Origin of the sequence: Actinophytocola sp., assembly GCF_050699935.1 — a bacterium.
Classification (GTDB): Bacteria; Actinomycetota; Actinomycetes; order Mycobacteriales; family Pseudonocardiaceae; genus Actinophytocola.
In genome coordinates this window covers 1-24,946 of the sequence record NZ_JBOHGB010000104.1, presented here as the reverse complement: position 1 = coordinate 24,946, position 24,946 = coordinate 1, and the positions used below count along the sequence as shown (strand labels likewise).

20 protein-coding genes and 2 pseudogenes are annotated in these 24,946 nt (G+C 66.8%); 15 read left to right on the top strand and 7 right to left on the bottom strand.

All coding sequences use genetic code 11. The features are described from left to right. Nucleotides 1-628: 628 nt before the first annotated feature. Together ACRDTB_RS26775 and ACRDTB_RS26770 are read left to right on the top strand one after the other, a co-directional pair. Nucleotides 629-1,170, top strand: a pseudogene (locus tag ACRDTB_RS26775) (IS30 family transposase); the annotation flags it as partial. Nucleotides 1,171-1,289: 119 nt separating this feature from the next. After that, nucleotides 1,290-1,700 (top strand): hypothetical protein, encoded by a 411-nt coding sequence (locus ACRDTB_RS26770; protein ID WP_431434683.1) that lies wholly within the window; start codon nt 1,290-1,292, stop codon nt 1,698-1,700. On the opposite strand, the gene ACRDTB_RS26765 is transcribed toward ACRDTB_RS26770, so the two are convergent. Further along, nucleotides 1,630-1,932: an SRPBCC family protein gene (locus tag ACRDTB_RS26765; RefSeq protein ID WP_431434685.1), complete on the bottom strand. Its 303-nt coding sequence runs from the start codon at nt 1,930-1,932 to the stop codon at nt 1,630-1,632. The genes ACRDTB_RS26770 and ACRDTB_RS26765 overlap by 71 nt on opposite strands. Before the next feature lie 344 nt (nt 1,933-2,276). Between ACRDTB_RS26765 and ACRDTB_RS26760 the strand changes: the two genes are divergently transcribed. Beyond that, nucleotides 2,277-3,590 (top strand): pentapeptide repeat-containing protein, encoded by a 1,314-nt coding sequence (locus ACRDTB_RS26760; RefSeq protein WP_431434681.1) that lies wholly within the window; start codon nt 2,277-2,279, stop codon nt 3,588-3,590. Nucleotides 3,591-3,728: 138 nt separating this feature from the next. Here ACRDTB_RS26760 and ACRDTB_RS26755 read toward each other — a convergent pair whose 3' ends face one another. Beyond that, nucleotides 3,729-4,259: a hypothetical protein gene (locus tag ACRDTB_RS26755; RefSeq protein WP_431434679.1), complete on the bottom strand. Its 531-nt coding sequence runs from the start codon at nt 4,257-4,259 to the stop codon at nt 3,729-3,731. After that, nucleotides 4,256-4,822: a hypothetical protein gene (locus ACRDTB_RS26750; RefSeq protein ID WP_431434678.1), complete on the bottom strand. Its 567-nt coding sequence runs from the start codon at nt 4,820-4,822 to the stop codon at nt 4,256-4,258. The genes ACRDTB_RS26755 and ACRDTB_RS26750 overlap by 4 nt, the downstream gene beginning before the upstream one ends. A gap of 584 nt (nt 4,823-5,406) precedes the next feature. Here ACRDTB_RS26750 and ACRDTB_RS26745 point away from each other — a divergent pair. After that, the gene (locus ACRDTB_RS26745) at nt 5,407-5,559 is read left to right on the top strand and encodes a DUF6307 family protein (protein ID WP_431434677.1); all 153 of its coding nucleotides are present in this window, start codon (nt 5,407-5,409) and stop codon (nt 5,557-5,559) included. 39 nt (nt 5,560-5,598) lie between these two features. Here the strand turns inward: ACRDTB_RS26745 and ACRDTB_RS26740 are convergent, their stop codons facing one another. Beyond that, the gene (locus ACRDTB_RS26740) at nt 5,599-6,327 is read right to left on the bottom strand and encodes a spermidine synthase (protein WP_431434675.1); all 729 of its coding nucleotides are present in this window, start codon (nt 6,325-6,327) and stop codon (nt 5,599-5,601) included. Nucleotides 6,328-6,725: 398 nt separating this feature from the next. On the opposite strand from ACRDTB_RS26740, the gene ACRDTB_RS26735 reads away from it, so the two are divergent. After that, entirely contained in the window at nt 6,726-7,901 is a 1,176-nt protein-coding gene (locus ACRDTB_RS26735) for a hypothetical protein (RefSeq protein WP_431434673.1), read from the top strand. Nucleotides 7,902-8,466: 565 nt separating this feature from the next. On the opposite strand, the pseudogene ACRDTB_RS26730 reads toward ACRDTB_RS26735, so the two are convergent. Continuing rightward, nucleotides 8,467-8,642 (bottom strand): annotated as a pseudogene (locus ACRDTB_RS26730) (integrase core domain-containing protein); the annotation flags it as partial. A 580-nt stretch (nt 8,643-9,222) separates the two neighbouring features. Here ACRDTB_RS26730 and ACRDTB_RS26725 point away from each other — a divergent pair. From ACRDTB_RS26725 to ACRDTB_RS26715, 3 genes are all read left to right on the top strand, one after another. Then, entirely contained in the window at nt 9,223-10,158 is a 936-nt protein-coding gene (locus ACRDTB_RS26725) for an ATP-binding cassette domain-containing protein (protein WP_431434671.1), read from the top strand. Between the two features lie 536 nt (nt 10,159-10,694). Then, nucleotides 10,695-11,456: a streptomycin biosynthesis regulator gene (locus ACRDTB_RS26720; RefSeq protein WP_431434669.1), complete on the top strand. Its 762-nt coding sequence runs from the start codon at nt 10,695-10,697 to the stop codon at nt 11,454-11,456. Between the two features lie 37 nt (nt 11,457-11,493). Next, nucleotides 11,494-12,471 (top strand): helix-turn-helix domain-containing protein, encoded by a 978-nt coding sequence (locus tag ACRDTB_RS26715; protein ID WP_431434667.1) that lies wholly within the window; start codon nt 11,494-11,496, stop codon nt 12,469-12,471. A gap of 75 nt (nt 12,472-12,546) precedes the next feature. Here ACRDTB_RS26715 and ACRDTB_RS26710 read toward each other — a convergent pair whose 3' ends face one another. After that, complete coding sequence (locus ACRDTB_RS26710; RefSeq protein ID WP_431434665.1) at nt 12,547-13,596, bottom strand: phytanoyl-CoA dioxygenase family protein; 1,050 nt, start codon at nt 13,594-13,596, stop codon at nt 12,547-12,549. A gap of 167 nt (nt 13,597-13,763) precedes the next feature. Here ACRDTB_RS26710 and ACRDTB_RS26705 point away from each other — a divergent pair, with 167 nt between their 5' ends. The 5 genes from ACRDTB_RS26705 (at nt 13,764) to ACRDTB_RS26685 (ending at nt 22,638) form a co-directional block, all read left to right on the top strand. Next, nucleotides 13,764-16,925, top strand: a complete 3,162-nt coding sequence (locus ACRDTB_RS26705) for a non-ribosomal peptide synthetase (protein WP_431434663.1) — start codon at nt 13,764-13,766, stop codon at nt 16,923-16,925. A 294-nt stretch (nt 16,926-17,219) separates the two neighbouring features. After that, nucleotides 17,220-18,383, top strand: a complete 1,164-nt coding sequence (locus ACRDTB_RS26700; protein WP_431434661.1) for a cytochrome P450 — start codon at nt 17,220-17,222, stop codon at nt 18,381-18,383. A 43-nt stretch (nt 18,384-18,426) separates the two neighbouring features. Continuing rightward, a complete protein-coding gene (locus ACRDTB_RS26695; RefSeq protein WP_431434659.1) occupies nt 18,427-19,656 on the top strand; it encodes a hypothetical protein in 1,230 nt (409 codons plus the stop codon). Next, entirely contained in the window at nt 19,653-20,924 is a 1,272-nt protein-coding gene (locus tag ACRDTB_RS26690; protein WP_431434657.1) for an LLM class flavin-dependent oxidoreductase, read from the top strand. Before ACRDTB_RS26695 ends, ACRDTB_RS26690 begins: the two co-directional genes overlap by 4 nt. Continuing rightward, the gene (locus ACRDTB_RS26685; RefSeq protein WP_431434655.1) at nt 20,917-22,638 is read left to right on the top strand and encodes an alpha/beta fold hydrolase; all 1,722 of its coding nucleotides are present in this window, start codon (nt 20,917-20,919) and stop codon (nt 22,636-22,638) included. The genes ACRDTB_RS26690 and ACRDTB_RS26685 overlap by 8 nt, the downstream gene beginning before the upstream one ends. A gap of 18 nt (nt 22,639-22,656) precedes the next feature. Here the strand turns inward: ACRDTB_RS26685 and ACRDTB_RS26680 are convergent, their stop codons facing one another. Continuing rightward, the gene (locus ACRDTB_RS26680) at nt 22,657-23,877 is read right to left on the bottom strand and encodes an MFS transporter (protein ID WP_431434653.1); all 1,221 of its coding nucleotides are present in this window, start codon (nt 23,875-23,877) and stop codon (nt 22,657-22,659) included. Between the two features lie 386 nt (nt 23,878-24,263). On the opposite strand from ACRDTB_RS26680, the gene ACRDTB_RS26675 reads away from it, so the two are divergent. Together ACRDTB_RS26675 and ACRDTB_RS26670 are read left to right on the top strand one after the other, a co-directional pair. Next, nucleotides 24,264-24,533: a hypothetical protein gene (locus tag ACRDTB_RS26675; RefSeq protein WP_431434651.1), complete on the top strand. Its 270-nt coding sequence runs from the start codon at nt 24,264-24,266 to the stop codon at nt 24,531-24,533. Nucleotides 24,534-24,551: 18 nt separating this feature from the next. After that, the coding region (locus ACRDTB_RS26670) for a phytanoyl-CoA dioxygenase family protein (protein ID WP_431434649.1) at nt 24,552-24,946 on the top strand (395 nt) is incomplete at its 3' end.

The window sequence follows — 24,946 nt, the reverse complement described above, 5'->3', positions numbered from 1 at the left end:
CCTCACCTCCGTCGGAGTCCTGCTCACACCACGCCACGACCACTACCGGGAATGGGACACCACCATGTACGGCATCACCGGAGACCCCGAACTCACCGACGACGAACTGCGGGAGAGCCGAAACCTCTGGAACCGAAGACACAGCTGACTTCCTCCGAGACATACAATCGCCCCCGGAACGCGCCCCTGCCACGCACACCAGTTCACCGAAGAGCGTGAGGTACGCGCGAGAGGCCACTCTCGCCATCTCCCTGTTCGTCACCGACCTCGCCTACCACAATCCGACCGTGATCGAACCCGACCGTCTATCGGCGATCAGCGCACCGATCAGCCGCTCCCGCACCCCGGCTGGGACACGGGAGATACGACGGGGAGCGGGTTGGCCGGCCGAGGCGGTCGGTGGGGTTACTGGCCGCCGACGCGCGAGTTTCGTCGGCCCCGCACCCGGGATCGACGAGGTCGAATGGATCACCGCCGGTCGGCGCGCGCATTCCGGGAGTGGGTAGCCGATGACCGCCCCGGCTTCGAGTCAGACTTCCGAGCGGACGTCAGGCGGCAGGAGCCGGTAGCTCGGACCGCTGGGAGAGCAGCTGGATTGTCCCCGCGACCGCCTCACCGGCCCGGTCCGCGTTCTCCAGCACCTCGCATTCGTGAGCCTCGTTACCTCGACCAACGTCCCGACGAGGTCGAAGGACGCGCGGTGGGTGGCCACTGGGAGGGGGACCTGGTGATCGGCAAGGGCGGCAAGACTGCCGTAGCGACCTTGGTGGAACGCACCAGCCGGTTCCTGATCCTCGTGTCGTTGACCGGCCGGACTCGTTGACGGTTTCCCAGGCGATCATCGCCGCCGTTGGTCCGCTTCCTTCCTCAATCACCCGGTCGCTGACGTGGGACTGCGGAGCGGAAATGGCTCTGCACAAAGACGTTACCGCTACCGGGCTGCCGGTGTACTTCGCGCATCCGCACTCTCCGTGGGAGCGGGGAAGCAACGAGAACCTCAACCGTATCGTCCGCGAGTACTTCCCCAAGGGAGTCGAGATCACCAGCGATCCGCATTACCTCGCCGCCGTCGCCGCCGAGATCAACGACCGACCTCGTAAGATCCACGACTGGAAGAAGCCCAGCGAAGTCTTCACCGAACTACTCGAAGCAGATGCTTCCACAGCCTGAATCCGCCGACTTCTTTGGCTTGTGGAGAGGATCACGTCAGGGATACCCCACGTGAGCTTCGGGGACCACGTGGGGACCGAAGGAGAATCGCAGCTGTGTCCGTCGGTTGGTAGGAGTAAGTGCTGTCGGAGTTGGTCGGCGCCGCCGACGCGAACAACAAACTCCACTTCGAAGTGATCGACACCGCGAAGCGTGAGCGGCGCAGGCAGCAGGGCTATAAGCGACACCCGATCCGCCTTGCAGATAACTGCGCGTCGCACAACCACATCGTCAAACAGATCCGTTGTTTGGGTGAGCCCTTCGAGCCCAAGGCATCAACCCCGTTCAACCACAGCGGCGAAGCGCGTTGCCATGCTGTGGAGCTGACGTTGCTCTATGAAGCGAAACGTGGTGCTGATCCAGAGTCGCACCGCGCCGATGTTGAGGAACCACGAGGACAGGGTCACCATTACACCGTTGTCAACGTCGGCCAGTTCGGTCCGATCCAGTGTTGTGAACTTCTGCGTCAGGTAAGTCCATCCGGTAGGTGATCATCCGCATCGGATCCATTTCAATGATCTCGACGTCGACCGGGATGCGTTGGACTCCTGCCCGTGTGTGGAGTCTGTACCTCATGCCTGGGGCTACAGGCCCGGGGGCCAGCGCGTCCACCGACCGCACGTTCGGTTGCCATTCAGGCTGGCGCATCAGGTCCACACTGGCCGCCCAGACCGCCACCAGTGGCGCGCGGACGAACTGCTCATGCTTGACCCGCAGCAGCATGGACCCCGCCTGTGCATCACTCATACGCGGAGTATCCCACGGTGCGGCCGGCTGTCTGCCCACTGCCACAAGGGAAACGCGCCTTGTCTCGGGACAGGGATCCCGCGATCGTGGGCCGATTTCAGCGGGGGTGCGGTTCGCGCAGGGGGCGCCGGCGGAGGTGGCCAGGGGTGTTCGTCGTGGGTGACTCTGGTCGGGCGTGGGTGAGGTTTCGTCAGTCGGACGATGGAGGTTCGGTCTTCGTGCTCGATCTTCATTCTGGGTGACCTGGTTGGCGTTCCCCGTCATGGGCCGCCGCGTCTGGTGCGTCGTCGGCGACCATGTGTACATGGCGAACGAGCCGGGTGAGGAACTCCAGAGCAGGCGCGCGGGCGGGCGGTATCCGCAGCCGGCTGCTGGGCGGGGTGAGGGGGCAGGGCGGCAGGGTGTTCGGCTGGGCCTGTATCGGCGCGTCGATTCTGCTGGGTGTGCGGCTGGGTCGAGCCTGGTGGCCGACGGTGGGGGCTGGCTGGCCCGATGGTGGCCCGCTGGCGCTGGCGGTCGCGCTGCTCATTCTCGGAGCGGGTGTGCTGGAGCTGCGGCGCCGGATCACGGTCCAGGACTCCCCCGACGCGGACCAGGTGCACCGGGCGCCGCGGCCGCTGTCGACGCGGACCATCGTGGTCTGCGGTGTGCTCGTCGTGGTTTTCGGCGCGGTGGCCGTGGTGGTGCTGCTGCGGGTCTACGGTCACGGCACCGCCGGCGACCAGCTCAACGCGATCCGCACCGCAGGCACGATCGTGGTCGGCACCGGCGGCGCGGCCGCGCTGCTGCTGGCCGCCCGCCGGCAACGCGCCACAGAGATCACCCTGGCCCACCAACACCGCGTCGCCCTCAACACAGAAGCCGACGCCACCGAACGGCGAATCACCGAGCTCTACACCAAAGCCGTCGACCAACTCGGCTCGGACAAGGCCCCGGTCCGCCTCGGCGGCCTGTACGCGTTGGAGCGTCTCGCCCAGGACAACCCCGGCCAGCGGCAGACCATCGTCAACGTGCTCTGCGCCTATCTGCGCATGCTCTACGTCCTGCCGGCCGACCCACCTGGCGACGGCGCCCCGGACCATGTCGGTGTTGAGCATCGTGACCGGATGCAGGAACGTGAGGTCCGGCTCACCGCCCAACGCCTGCTCACCGAACACCTCCACCCCGGCAGCGACCCCGGACATCCGGTGGCTACGTTCTGGGCCGACATCGGCCTCGACCTCACCGGCGCCACCCTCATCAACCTCGACCTCAGCAGCTGCATAATGCGCACGGCGACCCTCACCTCCGCCACCTTCACCGGCACCGCCGACTTCGACTCGGCCACCTTCCCACGGGGTAGGCCGCCCGAGGTCGAGCAGCTGATGACGTCACTCCCGGAGCACGGAAACGCTGCGGACACGGAAATCGGCACCGGGAACGGGGACGCTGCGGTGCCGGACGATCGGCCGGAGCCCGCCGGGACTAAGGTCGGGTGGCCCAGGGGTGAAATTCCCCTGGGCCACCCGACCTCAGGTCATCCGCCACTCCGAGGACATCGATCCGACAGCCGATGTGTTCGATCCCGAACTGGCGCCCATCGAGTTCGACGACGACGCGATGGCCGAAGCCGCCGCCGCGGAGCTGTGGAATGACAACGACAACGCGTGACACCCGAACGCAAGCCATTGGGCTGTGCACCAACAGCACCAGGGATCCGCAGTCGAGCTGACCGCAGCCACTCATCACAACTGTCGGCAATACGGAGTGTTTGGAGGAGGGTAGGGATTGCATCACGCGGGTCGAGACTGTGTGCGTGTGATGACTGAGTCAGCCGGTCCAGGTCCGACCGCGACCGCTACCACGACGTCGTCTGCTCGGCCGGCATCCAGCACTCCGACCCGCAGCGGTCTTGGCACCCCGGCAAGAAGCGCGCCCATCGCGCGCGGGATGACCGATCCGCCGGCGGACCTGCCGGCCAACACCGCCGAGTCGGGCGCGGAGCTGTCGAGTCTGGGGATCGGTGGCGGCCTCGGCGGCGGGTCCGACGCCGCGGCGAAGCTTTTCATGCCTTCGATGTCGCTGGCGCGGATCTCGTCCAGCCGTCGGTCGCCCCACACCGCGGCCATGCGGGCCCAGTAGGTGCCATAGGTGCGGTTGGCGCCGGTGCCGGCGGCCGCGATCACCGTGGGCAGGTACTCGGCCAACGTGGGTGTCGGTTTGCCATCGTCGGTGGCTTGAAGGTCGGCGACGGTCACGCCGAGATCGGCCAACGCCTGCCGAGCCGCGCTCAGACGATCCTGGTGGGCAAGGGGGGATGTCATAGCGCGTCTCCGTCAGCCGGATCAGGTTCAGTGGGATCGGGTTCGGTGTGGGCTCGGCTGGTGCGGATGAGGTCGGTGTAATGCGCGGCCAGCAGCTGCGCGACGGTGGCGGACGGGTGAACCACCATCACCTGGTCGGGTACAGCTGCGGCAAGCACCACCGGTGGGCCGTATTCGATCCCGCACAAGCGCCGCAGAGAGGCCGGGATCTTGATCGCGCCGCGATGATCAACGATGTGCTGGCCGCGCTGGCCGGCGGGTGCGGCGGCGATCAGGATCAGGCCGTGCAGGGTATCCATGTCCAACTGCCGGCCGGGATCCCAGCCCAGTTCGCGCAGCAGGATCCGTTCATGGACACGACCCGAGCGGTCCATCCTGGCCGTGGACACCAGCAACGCCGCCGGGCTGAGATTGTCGAGTGTGCTCAGTGTCGGCAACGCCGGCAGCGGCACGCTCACATCCTCGCCGCGGCGAGAGGCGAGTGCGTTCGGGATGAGCGCGCCGATCAACCGCTCCCGCACATGGCCGGGGCGCGACGAGACAACCGGGCTGACGCGGCTCACACACCTATGGTCACCCCGCGTGCCCGCCGCGCAACCGCGACCGCGACCGTGTCGCACCAGGTGTGTGACCTGCAGCAACCGACAGCTACCGGATCGTCCCAACGCTGCGTCCGTGCCGGCACAGAATCCACTCCAGCACGGTTGCGGCCCGTGAGAACCGCCTTCGGCAGACTCCATCGCCACAGGACAATTCGCCGACGCGGCTTCACCCCCAGCAGCGCGCCGGCTGCCCCGGCACGGTTGGCTCCGAATTCTCACCATGGCGTGACGGTCGGTGGTCGCGTGATGGCCAGGTGGTGGTGGTTCAGGGCGTGGTGTCGAGCGGGTCTGCTTTGGGTGGGTGATGCGCCAGGTTTGGGTGGATTCACCGGCCAGGAAACGGCAGGCGGTGCGCCATGCTCGAGACCGGCGAGGACGGCGGGTCGACGCGGTGCGTGACCGCGAGACGGTGCCGCCCTCGAACCGGTGCGTTGTTGTACATCCGAGGAAAGCGGCATCAGGACCGGATCCGGCATCGACACCCGATGAGGGTCGCCCCTCCTTCCTTTCCCCTCCTGACCACTCCGCTCGCTAGGAGAGGCACCATGACCGATGTCTTCGTTTCCCGCTACCAGAAGCGGGTCCAGTTCGTGCAGGACGTCCTGCTGAGGAACTCGAAGCTCGGCGACAAGGACGCACACCGTCTCGCTGTGGAGGTCGTCCACGCCATAGACCACATCCCCGAAGAACGACGCTGACCCGACGTGGCGGTGGCGACAGGTGCGGGAATCTCCTTGCTACCGAACAGATGTTGTCGTCGCGAGATAGACGGTGGCGGTGGCTTCCCGTTGCTGCAGCGGGTTGTCGAACCGGACGATCTCGCTTCGCGCACAAGCGAAGCTCTCGGTCAGCGCGGCGGTGAACTCCTCGTTCGGCGGGTCGTTCGACCACAGCGCGAACACCCCACCCGGGTGAAGGCGGTCCGCGAGGCGTCGCAGACCCGCCGGCTGGTACAGGTCCGCGTGGCCGGCGCGCAGATGGTGTCGCGGCGAGTGATCGATGTCGACGACGATGGCGTGCCATGGTTTCTCAGGCTCCGATGCTGGGTCGAACCCGGCGCCGGAGCGCACCATCGCGAAGAAGTCACCGTGGACGAGACCACACCGCGGGTCGTCCGTCAGCTCCGCACCGAGGGGGATCAGCCCCTGCTCGTGCCACTCGATCACCTCGCCGAGCGCGTCGACCACGACCAGGCGGCGCACGTCCGAGTTCGTCAACACCGTCCGGGCCGTGAAGCCGAGTCCGAGCCCGCCCACGACCACATCCAACGGTGTGGACGCCAGCTCCGCGAGCGCCAGGCGTCCCAGCTCCACCTCGGCAACCGTGAACAGGCTCGACATCAGGAACTCGTCGTTCAGTTTGATCTCATAGACGTCCTCGTCGACGACCGGATCGCGCCGGCGCCGCAGCACGAGCACACCCATCGGCGTCGCCCGCCAGTCCAGCTCCTGGAACCGCGCACTCACCCGTTCACACTCATCGCCACACCGTAGTCACGACCCGGCACCATCGATCACCCACGCACCTGAGGAAGGTACTCGCCGCGGAGTGATCCTCAGCGCATCCGTGACGTTCGCGGCCGGAATGGGATCGTCTGGTCGAAACGTGAGACGATCAGGACATACGGCCCGCATCCGGGCTGTTCGTCCACGGTTTCACGTCTCCGGCTCGCGAGCACCGAGCGGACCCAGTGGTGGTCGCCGCCGTCACGGTTCGTTTCGTCGTCTGCTCCGCACAGCCTCACGCCGCGTCACGTCTCGGTCGACGTCGGGGGCGGCTGGCTCTACGCACCTCTCGGGAGATCCCCATTACGCTGACCGTTCCCCTCTCGCCTTCAGTGGCTGTTCCTCGCGCGCTTTCCGATGTGTACGGCTCCGGTGTCGCCGTCTGCGCCCGGCCACCGCTGGAGGTCACCGCGCCGGCGAGCAGGCACCGCCACACCCGCGACGTGTTCTCCGCCCGGCCGATCGCCGTCGCCGCGGACACGCCGCTGATCTGCAGCGCCGGCGGCACGCATCCGTTGCTGCTGGCGCACCTGCGCGATGCCGGCCTGCCCGTTGGCGCCGACCTGCGCGAGTTCCACAGCGAGGCGGAGTTCGAGACACGGGTCCGGGAGGCGATCGGCGACGGCCTGCTGATCTCGATGGAGTACCCGCAACCGGCCACGCTGTGTCCCGACGAACACGCGGTCAAGACCGCGCAGCTCGTCGGCTACCTGAACAACAAGGCCAGCATCGCCATGCTCGTCGACCCGGCCTTCCAGGCGCGGCGCAGCGTGGTGGCGCGCGCGGACCTCCCCGCGGCGACCCCCGCGGGGAGATCCTGGGTGCTCAAGGCCGCGACCGACGACGCGCACCGTGGCAATCTCGACGTGTACCTGCACCGGGCGGACGAGCGGGTCACGCTGCCGGCGTTCACCGACGTGCTTCCCGAGTTCGTGATCGAGGAGTACCTCCACATCTTCCGCAACTGGGGCATCCAGCTCTACATCACCCCGGATGCGACAGCGCGGCTGCTGGCGGTCACCGAGCAGCGGATCGACGCCGCCGGCCTCTACGACGGTGGACGGTTCGGGCGAGTCGACTCACCCCCGGCAGTACTACTCGCCGAGTGCCTGGCGATCGCCCAGCGCGCGGCCGACCTCGGCTACCGGGGCATGTGCAGCCTCGACTGCGCCCAAACCAGAGACGGCCAACTGATCGTGCTCGACCTCAACTTCCGGATCACTGCTGGGTCGATCCCGTTGCTGGCACTGCAGTCGGTCCGCCCTGACGTCCTCGACAGGCCGGCCGAGTCCCTGAACCTGACCGTGACCGCGCCGCTCACGGACCTGCTCGCCGACTTGCGCCCGGCCCTGACCGCCGGCGGCCTGCTCATCGTCGCCGGCCACGACACCACCCGCACCGACACCCCCATGCGGCAGAGCACCCTTCAACTGGTGGTCTTCGGCGACGACCCCGACGACGTAGCCACCCGTCGCCGCACGCTGGAGGCACGTGTCCGCCGACACGTTCGCGCGGTGAGCACCGATCGCGGTTGATCGAAGCGCGTCGGGTTCGACCGATCGGAGGTTATCGGTGGGTGGTGCGTGGTTCGGTGGCGATCTTGCTGTCGCGCCGGACTGGGGGACTTCAGCGGGGGTGCGGGTTGTGGCAGGTCCTTTGCTGTCAACGTCGACGTGCGCGCTCGCACTGTAGGTCGGTCGTGTGCTGCTACAGGCAGGACAATGAGGCCAGTTAACCTGCGAAATGTCATTTGACCAAACAGGGTCTACCGATTGGTTTTCGGGGAGACGCATGACACGGCGTCCTGGGGGAGAAGGCTGCGACTGGCCACGTGGATAAGTGGTCGCGTCTTCAGCTGTGCGACCGAGACGTGCCGATTATGGGGTAACAGTAACCGGCCGTGCGAATGCAGACCTCTGCTGGTGTGCGGTGCCGCACCAGCGGTCGTGTTGGATCAGCTGGCTTACCGTGGCCAGTCGGTAGCCGATGTCAAGCACGATGTCGCGCATCGCGTCCGGCATGCCATCGGGGTCGCCCCAAGGCGCAACGCTGTTCGCGGCTTCGGACTGCTGGATCTCGAACAACCTCTCGGCCGGAATGTCATGCAGCTGTGGAATGTCCGCTGTGGTCAGTCCCTTGACCTCCGAGGGCTGAGTGGCGGCGTCGAGTGTTGTCGTGGTCTAGCCAGGGTGCCAGCGCGTCGGCGCGTTCGGTGTTGCTGGTGAAGACCTTCTGATAGGCCCATTCGGTCTGCAGGGTTTGTTGAACCTTTCGATGCTCCTATGTTCAAGGCCAGAATCCGTCCCACCGCGACGCCAGCCGACTTGGCCGGATCCGCCATCACCTCGTACACCTGCGGAATCCACTTCGTCATCTCGAAACCCCTTTCCCCATGCCACGCTTCCTACCTGGTTGGACGGACTCCATTGTCTGGACGATAGCCCGGCTGGCCTGTCCTCGACATGGCCTTGGCCAGACGACGCTTCATGCGTAAGGTGTTCGTCATTTTCGGGTGGCACCAGCGGATCCAGGCTCTCGCGTCGATGGTCGACGACGACAACGAGCACCAGAGATCAAGTCATATTGATGCACCCGGTGATGCCCTGCGCGTGGTCCTGTGTGGACGGTGGTCTGGGATCTGGCGGTGACGAGGCGTCTGAACTTGGCGCGCAGTCGTTCGGTGCCGGATTTCGCTGGCGCAGGTCCCACAGCTGGGCCGCAGCGCCCCACCTGGCTCGGGTGGGCCTGCCTGGGGGAAATCCCCCAGGCAGAAGACGGCCGTTAGCCGGGGCCCGCTCGGGCGGGCGCGTGCCTAGCGTGATCTTCCGTAGGCACCAACGACGGAAGGAGCTCGGGGTGATCGAGGCCAGGAATCTCACCAGGCGATACGGACCGACAGTCGCGGTCGACGCGCTCAGCTTCGACGTGCGGCCGGGGAGCGTCACCGGCTTCCTCGGCCCCAACGGGTCGGGCAAGTCCACCACGATGCGGCTGATCCTCGGGCTGGACCGGCCCGACGCCGGCCAGGTGCGGGTCGGCGGCCGCCGCTACCGTGAGCTGCGCTGGCCGCTGCGCGAGGTCGGTGCGCTGCTCGAGGCCAGAGCGTTCCATCCGGGCCGTAGCGCCCGCAGTCACCTGGCTGCGCTGGCCGCCAGCAACGCGATTCCGCGGGCCAGGGTCGACGAGGTGCTCGACATGGTCGGCCTGACCAGCGCGGCCGGGCGGCGGGCCGGGAAGTTCTCCCTCGGGATGGGGCAGCGGCTGGGGGTTGCCGCGGCGCTGCTGGGCGATCCGGCTGTGCTGCTGCTGGACGAGCCGGTGAACGGGCTGGATCCCGAGGGAGTTCGCTGGATCCGCGACCTGCTGAAGTCGCTGGCCGCGCAGGGCCGCACGGTGTTCGTGTCCAGCCACCTGATCAGTGAGATGGCACTGACGGCCGAGCGGTTGGTGGTGATCGGCCGGGGGCGGCAAGGTCACAGTGCACTGAGCCTGTTGAGAACTGAGCGCGGTTACGCTGACCTGCAGTTTGCCGAAATTTTCGTCGCCATCGTCGGTGTAGGAGACGTCAAAGCCCTGCAGGCATACCTGCACGAGGTCAGTCCCGCTCGGCACTGTCAGATCGACCGTCTGCGTGCTTGTACTCAGTGTCGACGCCGGGAAAGTAAAGGTGACCGGCTCGATCTGCTGGATGGTGTACATCGAAATCCTCTCGCGTCAGCACCCGCTGGGCTAGGGGTGCACGGCATGCCGGACCGAAAACAGTTGGGTGATCCCGTAGTCACCTGTGATTAGCAACCTTGGACGACGGCCAACCTGTCTACAGGTAGAGATCGATCCACATTCCATCCCACGTGTAATGCCGTTTTGCGTCGTAAAAGTTCCGTTGACTTCGGTGTAGGGCAGTACAGTACCGTCCGCCGGATCGTAAAGCTCTGTCGGGCTGACCGTGATCCAGTGATCCCCGCCAGCCACCACCACCAGCCGAACCTTATTGGCTGCGACCGGACTGTAGGCTTGCACAATATTCGGCAGAAGGCCCATAGCTTGGAGGAGAAACGCCTCGACCTGATAGAGGTCTCCCATATTCGGGATCTGGTTCACTCCGAACTGCTCCCAGAATTGCCGAGCATTCTGAGTGAGATTGAGAGCGGCTTGGAATGGGTGACCAGCGTGGGTGGCGTCCCGGACGACACTCAGGAGAGCGGACGGCGGGTTGCGGCCGCGCAGGGTTGTGTTGGGTTGCCCGCCGTAGCCGTACCTCGCCGCCGGCGGTGTGGATTGCGGGTTGAGTTGCAGGACGCGGTGCTGCTGATGCGTTCCTGCACGCCGTGCGAGAGAACGTAACCCACGGTCTGCCGTTGTCTCGACGTGATCGCGAGGCGGCGGTCACGCGGATCATTCATATGCACACTGACTTGTCGGACCGGGCGATCGCGGCCGTGGTGGGGCTGAGCCCGCCGACCGTCGGCGCGATCCGGCGACGTGCGACTGCAGGAGATCCCCAGTCGAACACTCGAGTCGGCCGGGATGGGCGAGTGCGGCCCTTGAACGCTGTCGATGGTCGCCTGCGCGTGAGCGAGATCGTCGCCGCCCGTCCGGACGCATCGCTACGGGAGATAGCCAGGGAGGCGAACGTTTCCGTCAGCACAGCGCGTGACGTGCGGCAACGTATTCGTCGGGGGGAGGACCCGGTGCCCAACCGATCGGCTTCGGTCGCCGTCCAAGTGCCCAGCCCTCGCGGGGCCAACCAGCCGAGACCTCTCGACCGCGGTGCGTCTGCTCTCGACCTACTTCGCAAAGACCCGTCGCTGCGCTTCACGGATGCCGGTCGAAGGTTGTTGCAGTGGATGGGCGTGCATACGATCCATGACGAGCCCGAGCGTGTCGTCAACGCCGTTCCCGCGTACTGCACAGAGATCGCGGTCGCGCTGGCGCGCCGCTGTGCCGAGGCTTGGACGCGCCTGGGAAATGATCTTGAGGAGCGCGCACGAGATACGGTGACTTGGAGTAACCACGGCCCAGGGACCCGTCGGCGTCGCAGCGGCGCCGCGCGACATGACAGCTCGGCCGATCACCGAACACGAGGGTGAGTGAGCGCTTGCGACGATTGTCGTAAACAATGGCGATGTGACTCTGTTGCGCTTCGGGCCGGACGCGCTGCAGGCGAGCAGGTTCGCTTTGTCTCCGCTTGCCGAGACGCTCAGCGAAGTGACCCGCCTGCGGCAGGCACTCGACCGGCGGGCCGCGAGTCCACACGTCCAAGCTTTCGGTCACTGGCTGGACGCGGACCCGTTCGTCAACGGGTTGCTCCGGCTGGTGACCGCCACCAAGTACCTGCCCGACTTTGCGGCCATACCGCCCGGCGACGGGCTCAACGGCAGCCTCGCCGACGAACTGGCAGCCATACGCGCGATCGACGACGCTGACGCCCACGCCATGCTCGCAGAGGCACAGCGGTCCGCCTGGGCCAGCGACGGGATCGCGTGGGCCGACGTCACGGGGATCACCCGCCGCGTCGCCGACGCCTTCGCTGACAGTTGGGCGCGATTCGTCGGGCCGGACTGGGCACGGCGCCGAGCTATCATGGAACGCGACATTCACCACCGCGCGGGTTTGATCGCGGTAAGCGGGTGGCGGCATGCCTTGGACGGTATGGCGCCCGGCGTCCAGTGGGTTGGTCACGACGCGATCCAATTCTCCACACAGACTTACCCCGACCGCCACATCGGGAGCGACGGTCTCATCTTTGTCCCCCACACCGGTTTGTCCGGGCGGTGGACATGCGAGTCAGCATCGCGGATCGCGTTCGTGTATCCGGCCAAGGGAGCCCTCGCAGGCTACTCGCAAGTAGACGGCGGCGTGGGCCGCCTTGTCGGACAGGGGCGGGCTCGCGTAATCGCCGAACTGCGGATGTCGGCGACACCATCACAATTGGCGGCCGTGCTGGGGATCTCGCTCGGCACTGTGTCCGCTCACCTGGCGGCTTTGCGCGAAGCGCGAGTCGTGACTACCCGTCGAACCGGCCGGGCGGTCTACTACGAACTCACGTCAGCTGGAGACGACCTCGCGCGTCTCGTCACGGCCGACAATGGAACGGACGGATAATCCCAGCGACAGAATCTCGCTTCGATCGCCAGCGTGCATACAGCCCGCTGGCCGCATTCGATCTGTGGTGCGTGGTCAGCGCTTGACGGTGCCTTCACGCAGCCGGTCGATCATTCGGTGCGTGGCGTCGAGTGGGGTTTCTGCATCGGTAACGTCGGCGGCGGCGATGCCGGCGTTGCGGACCGCGACCTTTTCGTTCCACTTCTGCATGCCCTCGAAGGGGATCGTTTCACCGGAGATGTAGGCAGGATATCGCCGGTAGGTGTTGATCCCTGTGGCGGGTTCGCCGCGGACCAGAATCGGATCCAGATAGAGGCCGTCGCTGAGAATCCGGGTGCTCGCCGGAATATATCCGACATCCAGTCCGCACCGGCGGCGCGGAGACGTGTTTGGCTCGGAGCAGTGCAGGATGTTCGGGTGGTGGATCTCGATGTCGCCGGGCTTAAGTTCGATGTCGACGATCCCGCGCCGTTCCGACCACTCCCGGACCAGTTCCTCGTCCGACGCCGAGAACAGCATGTTCGGCGATTCGGCCTGGCGGGTGGGCTGGTAGAGCGGCAACCGGTGGGTGCCGGGGATCACGCGCAGACAGCCGTTCTCCGTGGTGCACTCATCGACGGCGATCCACACGGTCAGCGCCATCATCGGGTCGAGCTTCCAGTACGCGCCGTCCTGGTGCCACAGCACCGGCTGGCCGTCGTAGGGCGGTTTGCATATGTAGTGGGCCGTGAAACACGCGATGTCCGGTCCGAGGAAGAACTCGGCGATGTCGACCAGCCGGGGTTCGGAGACAAGCCGTACCCAGAAGGCATCGTTGCGGATCAGCGGGTGGTGAAAATGCTCTGGGCGCAGGTCCGGATACCGGTCGGTGAGCCACACCACGTGCTCTTTGGTCTCTTCCAGCAGGTTCGCGGGAATCGCGTTGCGGATGATGCTGAACCCGTTTTCCTCGTACTCCGCGCGAACCTTTTCCAGGATACTAACGAAACTCCCTCGCTCGCGGTTTTGGGGGCCGGGACGATGATGGGTGTCAAGAACACGGCGGATCGCGCCATGTCCGCTTCCGCCCCAGTGTCGAACCAGGTTAGCGGAATGCTCGGCGAGCCACCAGAAATCTGATGGCATCAATTGCCGCGCCGGGCATTGCCAAGGTTCTGCGGCTGATTGACCTTGTGTCTGATGTGACCTCACCGTACATTCGCTCAATCTGAGCCAGTCGACCTTCGGAGCCCGTGTACGACTGACAAAAGTGTTCAGTCGTACACCCGGCGAACGCGCCGACCGGGGAGTGAATGTTGAACGACATCGTGTCGCCTGCCTTGTCCGCACCGGTTCGATCCGGGACACGGCCGGAACCACTGCCGGTCTCGTCCGCCCAGCTCCGTATCTGGTTTCTCGATGAGCTGCACGGCGCGTCGCCGGCGCACAACCTGCCGATCGTCGTCCGGCTCCACGGCGCACTGAACAGGGCTGCGCTCGAGGCAGCACTTGCCGACGTCGTCACCCGTCACGAGAGCCTGCGCACCGTGTTCGCCGAGGTCGCTGGACAGCCGGTGCAGCACATACTGCCCGCTGGGCAAGCGCGGCCAGTCTTCGAAATCCGCCGAAGCAGCCCCTCAGGCCTGAACGGGGATCTGGCCGCGGTGGCCGCGCGCCCGTTCGACCTGGCAAAGGAAATACCGGTGCGGGCGAGTCTGTTCGAGGTCGCCGCCGATGAGCACGTGCTGGTCCTGTTGCTACACCAGATTGCCTGTGACGGGTGGTCGACGGGTTCGCTCGGCCGGGATCTCGCGGAGGCCTACGACCCTCGCCGCCAGGGTGCCGCCCCGGACTGGGCGCCGCTGCCCGCGCAGTATGCCGACCACACGCTGTGGCAACGGCAGCGGCTCGGCGACGCGGCCGATCCGCACAGCCTCGCGGGCAGGCAGCTGGCGTTCTGGCGGACGGCGTTGTCCGGGCTGGGCAACGAGATCGGCCTGCCGTTCGACCGGCCGCGGTCCGCGCGATCCGGCTTCCGAGGGGAGTCGGTCAGATTCGAGATCCCGCCCGAGCTGCACGCGCGACTGGCCGCGTTGTCCCACCGCACCGGCACGACCATGTTCATGGTGCTGCATGCCGGGCTCGCGGTGCTGTTGAGCAAGCTGACCGGTGAGCTGGACGTGCCGATCGGCACGCTCGTCGCGGGACGCGATCACGAGGCGTCGAACGAGCTCGTCGGCTCCTTCGCGAACACCGTCGTGCTGCGGACCGACCTCGCGGGGAATCCGTGCTTCGTCGACCTGCTGAACCGAGTGCGCGACGTCAGGCTAGCCGCCCTCGCACACCGGGACGTCCCCTTCGAACAGGTCGTGGAGGTGATCGCGCCGGAACGAATCCCAGGGCGCAACCCGCTGTTCCAGGTGCTCATGACGGCCCGCCCGCGGGAGCACGACTGGCGGCTGCCCGGGCTGCGCACGACCGTGTACGAACCCGACCTTGGTGTGTCCACGCTGGACATGATCTTCGACTTCGGCGAGCGACACGGACCGGCCGGGACCGCGGCGGGCATCGTAGGCGAAGTGCGGTTCAGTGCCGACCTGTTCGACCGCGGGAGTGTCGAGACGATCGCCGACCGCCTGGTCCGCGTGCTCGCGGCGGTGGCCGCGGAGCCAAGCAGGACGAGCGGTGAGATCGACGTCCTTTCTGCCGCCGAGCGCGAGCAGATCCTTCGCGACTGGAACGACACCGCGAGAAACGTCGCTCCGGGCACCGTGCCGGAGTTGCTGGAGGCACGGGCGTCGACAGCGCCAGACGCGGTGGCGGTGCGGTTCGGTGACTCGGTGTTGACATACGGCGAGTTGAACGCTAGAGCGAACCAGGTTGCTCGTCGTCTGGTGGCTCGGGGCGCCGGACCCGAGTCGGTGGTGGCGCTGTCGATGCCCCGGTCGCTGGATCTGGTCATCGCGGTGTGGGCGACGTTGAAGGCCGGCGCCGCGTACTGTCCGGTTGATCCGGAGTACCCCGCCGAGCGAGTGTCGTTCATGCTGGCGGACTGTGGTCCTCAGCTGGTTCTGACGGGACCAGTGGATGCACACGACATGGCGGACACGAATCTGACGGACGCGGACCGGGTCGCGCCGCTGCTGCCGGCACACCCCTGTTACGTGATCTATACGTCGGGGTCGACCGGCGCGCCGAAGGCGATCGTGATGCCCGGTGCGCCGTTGCTGAACCTGATGAGCTGGTACCGGAGAACGGCGGTGGCGCGGAGTTCGTCGCCGCACCGGGTCGCCAACTTCTCGTCGATCAGCTTCGACATGGCAATGATGGAGATCCTGATCGCCGCCGTGAGCGGGGGGTGCCTGGAGATCCCGGACGAGGAGACTCGTCGGGACCTGGACGCGTTAGTGGCGTGGCTCGCGGACACCGGAGCGAATGAGATCTTTGTGCCCAACCTCGTCCTCGCCGCCATCGTCGACGCCAGCCGAGGCGCCGCCGTCGGCCTGCCCGAGCTGCGGCACGTCGTGCAGGGCGGTGAGGCCTTCGGATTGACCGCCGAGCTGGCGGCGTTCCATCGAACGGCGCCCGACCGTCGCCTGACGAACTACTACGGGCCGAGCGAGACGCACGTGACCACGACGTTCGACCTGCCGGCCGACCCCGGGCAGTGGCCTGTCGAGCCGCCGATCGGGCGGCCGATAGATAACATGCGAACCTACGTGCTCGACCGGTGGCTGCAGCCGGTGCCGCCCGGAGTGACCGGCGAGTTGTACATCGCGGGAGCGCAACTGGCCCGCGGATACCTGAAGCGGCCGGACGTCACCGCGGCCCACTATGTTCCCGACCCGTTCGGTGCGCCGGGAAACCGGATGTACCGGACCGGCGACCTAGTGCGCTGGCGTGCCGACGGGGAGCTGATGTTCGTCGGCCGCGTGGACGACCAGGTGAAGATCCGGGGATTCCGGATCGAGCTCGGGGAGATCGAGGCTGTGCTGCGACGCCACGCCGAGGTAGCCCAGGTTGCCGTGATCGCGGTGCGCCAGCGCATCGTCGCCTATGTCGTGCCCGTGACCGCGACGTTAACACCCGCTACCCTGCGCCGCCACGCGGCCCGCTCGTTGCCGCGCCACATGGTACCCGCGTTCCGGATCGTCGAAAGCCTGCCGTTGACGCCCAACGGGAAGCTCGACCGGAAAGCCCTGCCCGTACTGGCCGAGGAGACGGGCCGAAAACCGTCGGGCCGGGTCGAGGAGGCCGTCTGCGACGCGTTCGCCGAAGTCCTCGGGGAACCGGTGACCGACGTCGACCGGAGCTTGTTCGCGCTGGGCGGCCATTCCCTGGACGTAGTCCGGATCGTGCACGGTATTCGACGGCGCCTCGGGGTGGCGTTGCCGGTCTGGGAAGCTTTCGCGCATTCGACGCCGGCCGGAATCGCGCAGTTTATCGACCTGGACAAACCTACTGCCCGCAAATAGGATATAAAACTGCCGTGACAATCAATTTGAAATGGGGGTGTCCTATGTCGTACAACCACTGAACATAGTCCGGAGGGCGGGTGATTCCTGCTGCTCCTCAGGTCATGCGGCCCGCAGTGGGAGAACTGAGGTTTCGTGACCCGAATAGGACGCACGCCGTGCGCGTCTGCGTTTCCGACGTGCGAACAAGGAGCGATGACGGGCGCGTCGGCGTGCGCCCTGCGCGGCGTTTCCGGGATGCCTTCGTACCCGAGAACCGCCACGACCGTTGAGTTCAATCGAAGGCGGCAACAGGTGAGCACCATCCCCGTTTACGATCCGCTGCGGTCCGAAATGATTCACGACCCGTATCCGACCTACGCCAGGCTGCTCGCCGAGACGCCCATCCACTGGCACGAGGGGATGGGCGCGTGGGTGGTCGTGCGGCACGCCGACTGCCTGCGTGTGCTCCGCGAACACGAGACGTTCGCCCGGGACCCTCGCCGCAACGGGGAGAAGATCCCGGAGTTCCGGCAGAACGTCCAGATGATGGACCCGCCAGAGCAGACGCCGTTGCGCCGGCTCCTGGTGAGTGCGATGCGTGCCCAGGACAAGGAGAAGCTCTTCGACGACGCGGTCACGTTCGTCCGTGGCGCGCTGACCGGGCAGCGACCGGACCAGCCGTTCGACTGGATGTCGCGGGTGTCCGCGCCCTTCGCGCTCCACATGTCCTCGGCACTGCTCGGTGTTCCAGTGCCAGACGGGTCGGACTATGCCGGGATCTCCCACGGCATCGCGCTCCGGATGGACGCCGGCCTGGCGCCAGAGAACATCCCGGAAGGAGACGCCGCTCGCCAGCGCCTGAACGACCTCGGTGAGAGTTGGTTTCCGCGCCCGGAGGGGGACACCGGCCTCGTCGCGCAGCTCATCCGGCGTGCGGACAAGGAGGTGCACGGCGGTCACTACATCCGGAACTCGGCCGCGATGATGTTCAACGCGAGCTACGGGACCATCTTCGCCATGGTCGGCAACGCGGCTCTCCTGCTGGCGACCGTTTCCGGACTGCTGGAGGAGGTGGCGCGGCCTGCCATCCGGCAGACCGGTGTCGACGAGCTCGTCCGGTTCGACGGGCCTGCGCAGGGCACGAGCCGGATCGCGGTCGCGGAGACGGTCATCGAGGGCGCGCGCATTGCCGCGGGGGACACCGTCGTGACGTTGCTCGCCGCCGCCAACCACGATCCGCGGGTCTTCGCCGATCCCCAGGAGATCAAGCTCGATCGCCGGCCGAACCCCCATCTGGGCTTCGGTTCGGGACCACATGCCTGTTTCGGCTCCGAGTTCGGCAAGCTGAGCGTCTCCGCGGTGATCAGCGCGTTGAACGACGAAGGTATGCGGCTGCGTGTCGCCGCGCAGCCCACCCGCCGCACCACCGCCACGGTACGGAGCATGGACGTTCTTCCGGTGTGTCTCGAACGGTGACCCTTGCGCGGCGACGGCCGCTGGACCTAAGGATGTGGTAGGCGTGCACGCGGTGCTCCTGGGAGCGGAACACGAGGCGATCGAGGAGCTGGTCCGCATCGGACACTCCGTCACGGTGCTGTACGTGGCACACGACCGGGTGGTGCTCGAGGGCTGCCGGCATCTGGTAACGCGCTGCGCCTTCCTGCCGTCGTTCGACCGGCCGGAGCTCGCGTGGGCGGCCCTGATCCACCTCGGCGTCGCCGACGAGGTCGACGTCGTCATCGCCGGCCACGAGTTCGCGGTGACCACGGCCGCGATGCTGAACGACATGCTGGGGTGCAAGAACCGGATGGAACCCGCGGTCGCGCTGGCCGGACGCGACAAGGCGCTGCAGAAATGCCTGTGGCACCGGCACGGTGTCCCGACCGCACGATTCAGGGTGTGCACCGAGCGACCGGCCAGTGCGGAGGTGCTCCGCCACGCGCTCACCGACCTGGCTCCGCCCTACGTGGTCAAGCCGACAGCGGACGGTGGCGCCCATCTCGTCTTCCGCGCCGAGACGGTCGAGGAGCTGTACGACGGGCTCGTCACGGCGGAGTTGGAGACGTTCATAGTTGAGGAGTGGCAGGCGGGGGACGAGTGGCATTTCGACGGCGTCTTCTCCGACGGCCGCATCGAGAACCTCATGGTCTCGCACGACGCGACACCCGTGATCGAAACCAAAGCCGGCAGCCCGTTCCGGTCGATCGCGTTGCCCGTCAAGGAGTACCCCGAGCTGTACGACGAGGCCCGCGCGTTCGCGGAACGCTGTCGGGCAGCGCTCGGGGGCCGGTACGGCACCTTCCATCTCGAGGTGTTCGGCGGACCAGGCAAGTTCGTCGCCGGCGAGCTCGCCTGGCGCCCGGCAGGGGGCCTGATCAGCGTCAGCGCACTACACACCATCGGGGTGAGCCTCTGGGCGGCGCACGCACGCGTCCACGTCGGAGCGAGTGTCGCGGCGCCCGAGTTCGAACCCACCGGCGTCTTCGGTTTCGTGTGTCTGCCGGTCAAGTCCGGTTTTCGCAACGGCTTGACGAGGGCGGACCTGGAGCGCATTCCGGGCGTCCGCCACCTTCGCATGAAGGTGGCGCCGGGAGAGGTCATGAAGGAGATGAAGACGAGCTCGATCGCCGTCGGTTGGGCCGTCATCGAGGGAGACGACGTCTCGCACTGCCAGAAGCGGGTGGAGGATGCGATCCGGCTCGTGACACAGATGCACGAGGCGAAGAGCGAAAGCCCCCACACGCCGTGAGAATTCACCTCAACCTGTTCCTGCTGCTACCAGGGCACCACGACTCCGCATGGCTGCACCCGGAGTGCGAGTCGGCCCGCGTCACCGATGTCAGCTACTACCTGGAGCTCGCGCGGGTCGCCGAGCAAGGGCTGATGGACTCCGTGTTCGTCGCTGACGCGCTCTGGCACAAACCACGCAGCAACTACTGCGCCGGCCTTGAGCCGCTCACGCTGCTGAGCAGCCTCGCCGCCGGAACCGACCACATCGGACTGATCGCGACCGGGTCGACCTCCTACTACGAGCCGTTCCACCTCGCGCGGATGTTCGCGTCACTCGATCATATCTCGGGTGGGCGCGCCGGCTGGAACATCGTCGTGTCGAACAGTGTCAACGAGGCCAGGAACTTCAACAGGTCGACGATGCTGTCCCACCGAGAGCGGTACGAGCGTGCGGAGGAGTTCGTGGAGGTCGCTAACCGGCTCTGGGCGTCGTGGGACGACGACGCGGTGATCTGGGACCGGGCCAGCGGTCACTACACCGACCCGGACCGGATCCACCTCGTCGAACACCGGGGCGAGCACTTCGCGGTCCGCGGGCCGCTCAACATCCAGCGTTGCCCTCAGGGGCGCCCGTTCATGGTGCAGGCGGGCGCGTCGGAAGCGGGCAGGGCGTTTGCCGCCCGCCACGCCGACGCGGTGTTCACGGTGCAGGAGAACGTCCGCGACGGCGCGCGGTTTCGCACGGAGATGCGCAGGCGCGCCGCGGCGCACGGGCGCACCGTCAAGGTGCTGCCGGGTTTGCTCCCGATCGTCGGCTCGACGCAGGCCGAGGCCGACGAGAAGAAGCGTGAGCTCGTCGGGATGCAGGCCACCGACTACGCCCTCGAGCACGTCTCGATGATGCTGAACGTGGATCTCACCGGCTGTCCCCTCGATGCGCCCTTCCCGGTGCACCGCCTCCCCCCGGCGGACAGCATCCAGGGCAACCGCACCACCTACGAGCTGATCACCGGGATCGCCCGTCGCGACGGCGTCACGGTCGCCGACGTCCTCGCTCTTCAGGGTTTCGGGCGCGGGCATCTGGTGGTGCCGGGTACGCCGGAGCGGATCGCCGACGTCATCGAGGACTGGGTCCACAGCGGGGCGGCCGACGGGTTCAACATCATGCCGCCCGTCTTTCCGGTCGGCCTCACGGACTTCGTCGACGAGGTCGTGCCTATGCTGCAGAAACGTGGACTCTTCCGCACCGAGTACGGCGAAACCCTGTTGCGGAGCCGCTATGCATGAGCGAGCCGACGAGTCCCGTCCCGACCGGCGGGAAAGGTCGGAGCCGGACGGCACGGCGGAGATGGTCGAGCAGCTCCGGCGACACCTTGCGTCCTGCCTTCCGCGTGAGGCTGTCCCGGCACGGTTCGTGTTCGTCGACACGTTGCCGACGTTGCCCAGCGGAAAGGTGGACAGAGCCGCCCTCGAGGGCCTCACCGGCGCGTACCCTTCCTGGCCGGAACCGCAGGCAGATGCGGCCACGGACGATCTTCAGTTTCTCCTGCGGCTCTTCACCAGGGAGCTGTCCCAGGTCCACATCGACCCCGACGAGGACCTGACCCGGTTGGGGGTCAACTCCATCCTCCTGACGAAGGCCTGCACGGCATGGACCGAACGCACCGGCCGATACGTCGACGACGCTCGCCTGCGCAAGGACCCGACGATCCGCAACATCATCGCCTACTCCGCACCGGACGGATGGGATCCGGACGGCGCCGAAGTCGTGGTCGAGGACCATCGCTTCGAAGTCCCGCTCGACCACGACGCCCCGGCCGGGCCGTCGATCGTCCTTTTCGCACAGACGGTGGCGCGCCGTTCGGCCGCGGCTGGTGAGCTCCCGTACCTGCTCTTCCTCCAGGGCGGTCCCGGCGGGCAGTGCCCCGATCCGCGCAGCCTGGTGCCCACCTGGCTCGACGCGGCGCTGGACCGCTACCGGGTGGTGCTCCTCGACCAGCGTGGCGGCGGTCGCAGTTCGCCGGTGACCGCCGACCTCATCGAGGGCCTGACGGCGACCGCGGCCATGGCGCGGCTCCGGTGCTACCGGGCGGACGCCATCGTCCGGGATGCGGAGTTCCTGCGTGAGCGGGTTCTGCGGATCCCGAGGTGGGCGCTGTTCGGGGAGAGCTACGGCGGTTCCATCGCACTGACCTACCTGTCCAGCTTTCCTGACCGGATCGACCGGGTGTTCGTCTCCAGCGGGCTCATCGGGCCGTTCAGCACCGTCGACGAGGTGTTGCGCGACACGCTGGCGGTGAGCAAGAAGAAGAACGCCGAGTACCACGAGAGATATCCGGGCGACGCGGCGATCCTCGACCGGATAGTCGACCACCTGGAGGAACACGAGGTCGGGCTGCCGACGGGAGAACGACTGTCGCGCGAGCGCCTCGGGTTGCTCGGTCTGAAGTTCGGCTTCGACGGCGGGATGGCGGCGGTGCACGACCTCCTCCAGTCCGCCTGGGACGGTGACGACCTCGCCGAGGATTTCGTGCAGGCGGTTGCCGCGAGGACGCTCATCTCGAACTCGCCCCTGTACTACTTGCAGGAGTACATCTACGGACTGCCCGGACGTGCGACCGAGTGGGCAGCGGAGCGGCTCTACGCGGCCGAGCCGGCGCGCGGCGCGCGGCGGTTTCACTTCTACGGCGAAGTGGTCTTCCGGTGGATGTTCCGTCAGCTCCCTGCCCTCCGCCCGTTCACCGAGGTGGCCGACGAGCTTGCCAGGTTCACGGGCTGGAGCGGTCTCTACGACATCGAGAAGCTGGCTCGGAACACGGTGCCCGTGTACGCCGTGGCAGCTGTGGATGACCTGTACGTCCCATTCATGCACCAGGTTCGCACCGCGCAGCGGATCGGCTCCTGCTGGCTGCTCCTCTCGGCGGACTACAGCCACGCGGGATTGATGAACGACCGCGAAGGCGTCGCTCGGCTACTCGCGTTCGGAGCCGGCGCGGGGTGAGCTGGTGACCGGCGGTGCTCACGTGCGGAGGTTGCGGACGTCGCGGTTCAGGAGAGGCGCCACACAGACGACCATGAAGGCGATGCCACAGACGAGGCTGACCTTCTTCGCGCCGTACGTCGCGGCGAGTGGGCCCACGGCCAGTTGGGAGAGCGGGATGGCCAAATAGGACAGCAGGTCGTCGTAGGCGGCGACCCGTGAGAGGGACTCTTCCGGGACAGCCGCTTGAAGTGTGCTCTCCCAGGTGATGGCAGCGACGGTGAAGCCGAGGCCGCCGACGAAGGCGGCCGCCGCCACGATCCATGCGTCCCCGGACAGGCCGACCGCCAGCAGGGGGACGCCCGCGAGGGTGCCCCAGAGCCGCCCGTCTCGCAGTGGGCGGCGCAGGACGATCTTGACGGCGACGACGCTCATCACCAGCAGCCCGACCGCTCGCACAGTCTGCACGGTGCCCCAGCCCACCGCGCCGTCGTTTCCGGACACCACCTGCGGGCCCAGCACGTTCCACGGTCCGACGTTGAACGCGTTGACGAGGGCGAACGATATGGTCATGATGACCACCCACCGCATCGACCGGAAGACCGACCAGCCGTCGACGAGGTCGCGCCACAGCGCCTTGTTGGCCGCGGGCGGCCGGCTTGCCCCCGGAATGCGAGTGAAGGCCGCCGCGGCCAGGAGGTAGGTGGCGGCGTCGGCCGCCAGGGCCCACCCGCCACCAACCGTGGCCACGAGGACGCTGGCGACCATGGGACCGAGAATCCGCACGGTGTTCTGGCTGCTGGCTAGGAGCGCGTTGGCGCGCTGGAGGTCATGGCGCTCGACGAGCTCGGGCACGATGCCACGGAGCGCGGGTTGCGAGAACGCGCTCACGCCGCCGTTGACGAGGGCGAGCCCGGCGACCACGGAAAGGTCGTAGTGGTTCGTGATCAGGATGACGGCCAGCACGGCCATCGTGGCGGCGGTGGCCAGGTTGGTCACGATGAGCACGGTCCGCCTGCGTACGCGGTCGGCGACTGCGCCGCCCACGAGCAGGAGCACGAGGGTGGGGATCATGTTGGCGGCCAGGACGATGCCGAGATCGGCCGCGCTGCCGGACGCCTGGAGGACGGCGAGCGCGAGCGCGACGGTGGTCATGGAGGAGCCGGCCAGGTCGACGGTCCTGCCGACGAAGAACCAGCCGAACCGGCCCTTCAACAGGCTCCGCACCGGCGTGGGGCGTGCGCTCGCTGTATCGGTCACGTCGTCAATATCGGGTACGGCCCCGCTGCCCGTGAACTCTTGCGACATATGTCGTAAGGACCCGCTCGGACGGCTGCCAATGGCTCCATGCTCCGCCGCGCGCCGAAACCGATGCCCCCACCAGCTTTTTCCCGCAGGTGGCCGGACATTGTCCAGGGCGGTGAACGCGTACTCGTCGGCGAGTCGACGACACGGGAAAAAGCGCTATCCTGATCGGGCGGCCACGGCCGAACCCATTACGCGAAAACGGTTTCACGGAATCGGTCACCGCCTGTTTCTCGGTACGTGGCTATCTCGTGGGCCGAGCCGACGTTTTCGGTCGAATTTCGAGACTGTTCGGCGGCCACGTTCACCCGCACGAGGGAGACCGACAGGAGGAAACTCCCATGCAGACCCCGGAAACGAACGACCATGCGGCCGACGCGACGAGTCCGACGGAAGTCGAGGAATCGGCAGTCGAATGGTTGCGCGGCGAGCTCGACGACACGAACATCACGGGTTCCGACAACTTCCTCGACATCGGTGGTTACTCGCTGATGTTCTCGAGGCTGAACAGATTCCTCCGCGAATCACACGGAATCGTCCTCGACATGAGGGCCACCTACGCGGAGCCGCTCAACGTGGCCGTGACGAAGACGCAGTCAGTGAACAAGTAGCAGGCAACGGAGTCGACTATGACCAGCAGTACCGAACACATGGATTTCGCCCTTTCCGCCGATGAGCTGGCTTCGTTTCACGAGAACGGCTACATCGGTCCGGTGACCGTATACACCGCCGACGAGATGGACCGGATCTGGAAGACGGTTCAGCGAGAGTCGCTCGACCGGTCGCGAGCCGCGTATTCGGATGTCGACCCGCGGATCGGGGCGCCGAACATCATCAACTACGACCGCCACCTCGATATCGACGTGCTGGCCCAGCACGTGTGCAATCGGAAGATCGTCGACAGGGTGACGTCGATTCTCGGCCCGGACGTCCTGTGCTGGCGGACCGAGTTCTTCCCCAAGTATCCGGGTGACGAGGGCACCGACTGGCACCAGACCGACACCTTCGCGAACGCCAGTGGCAA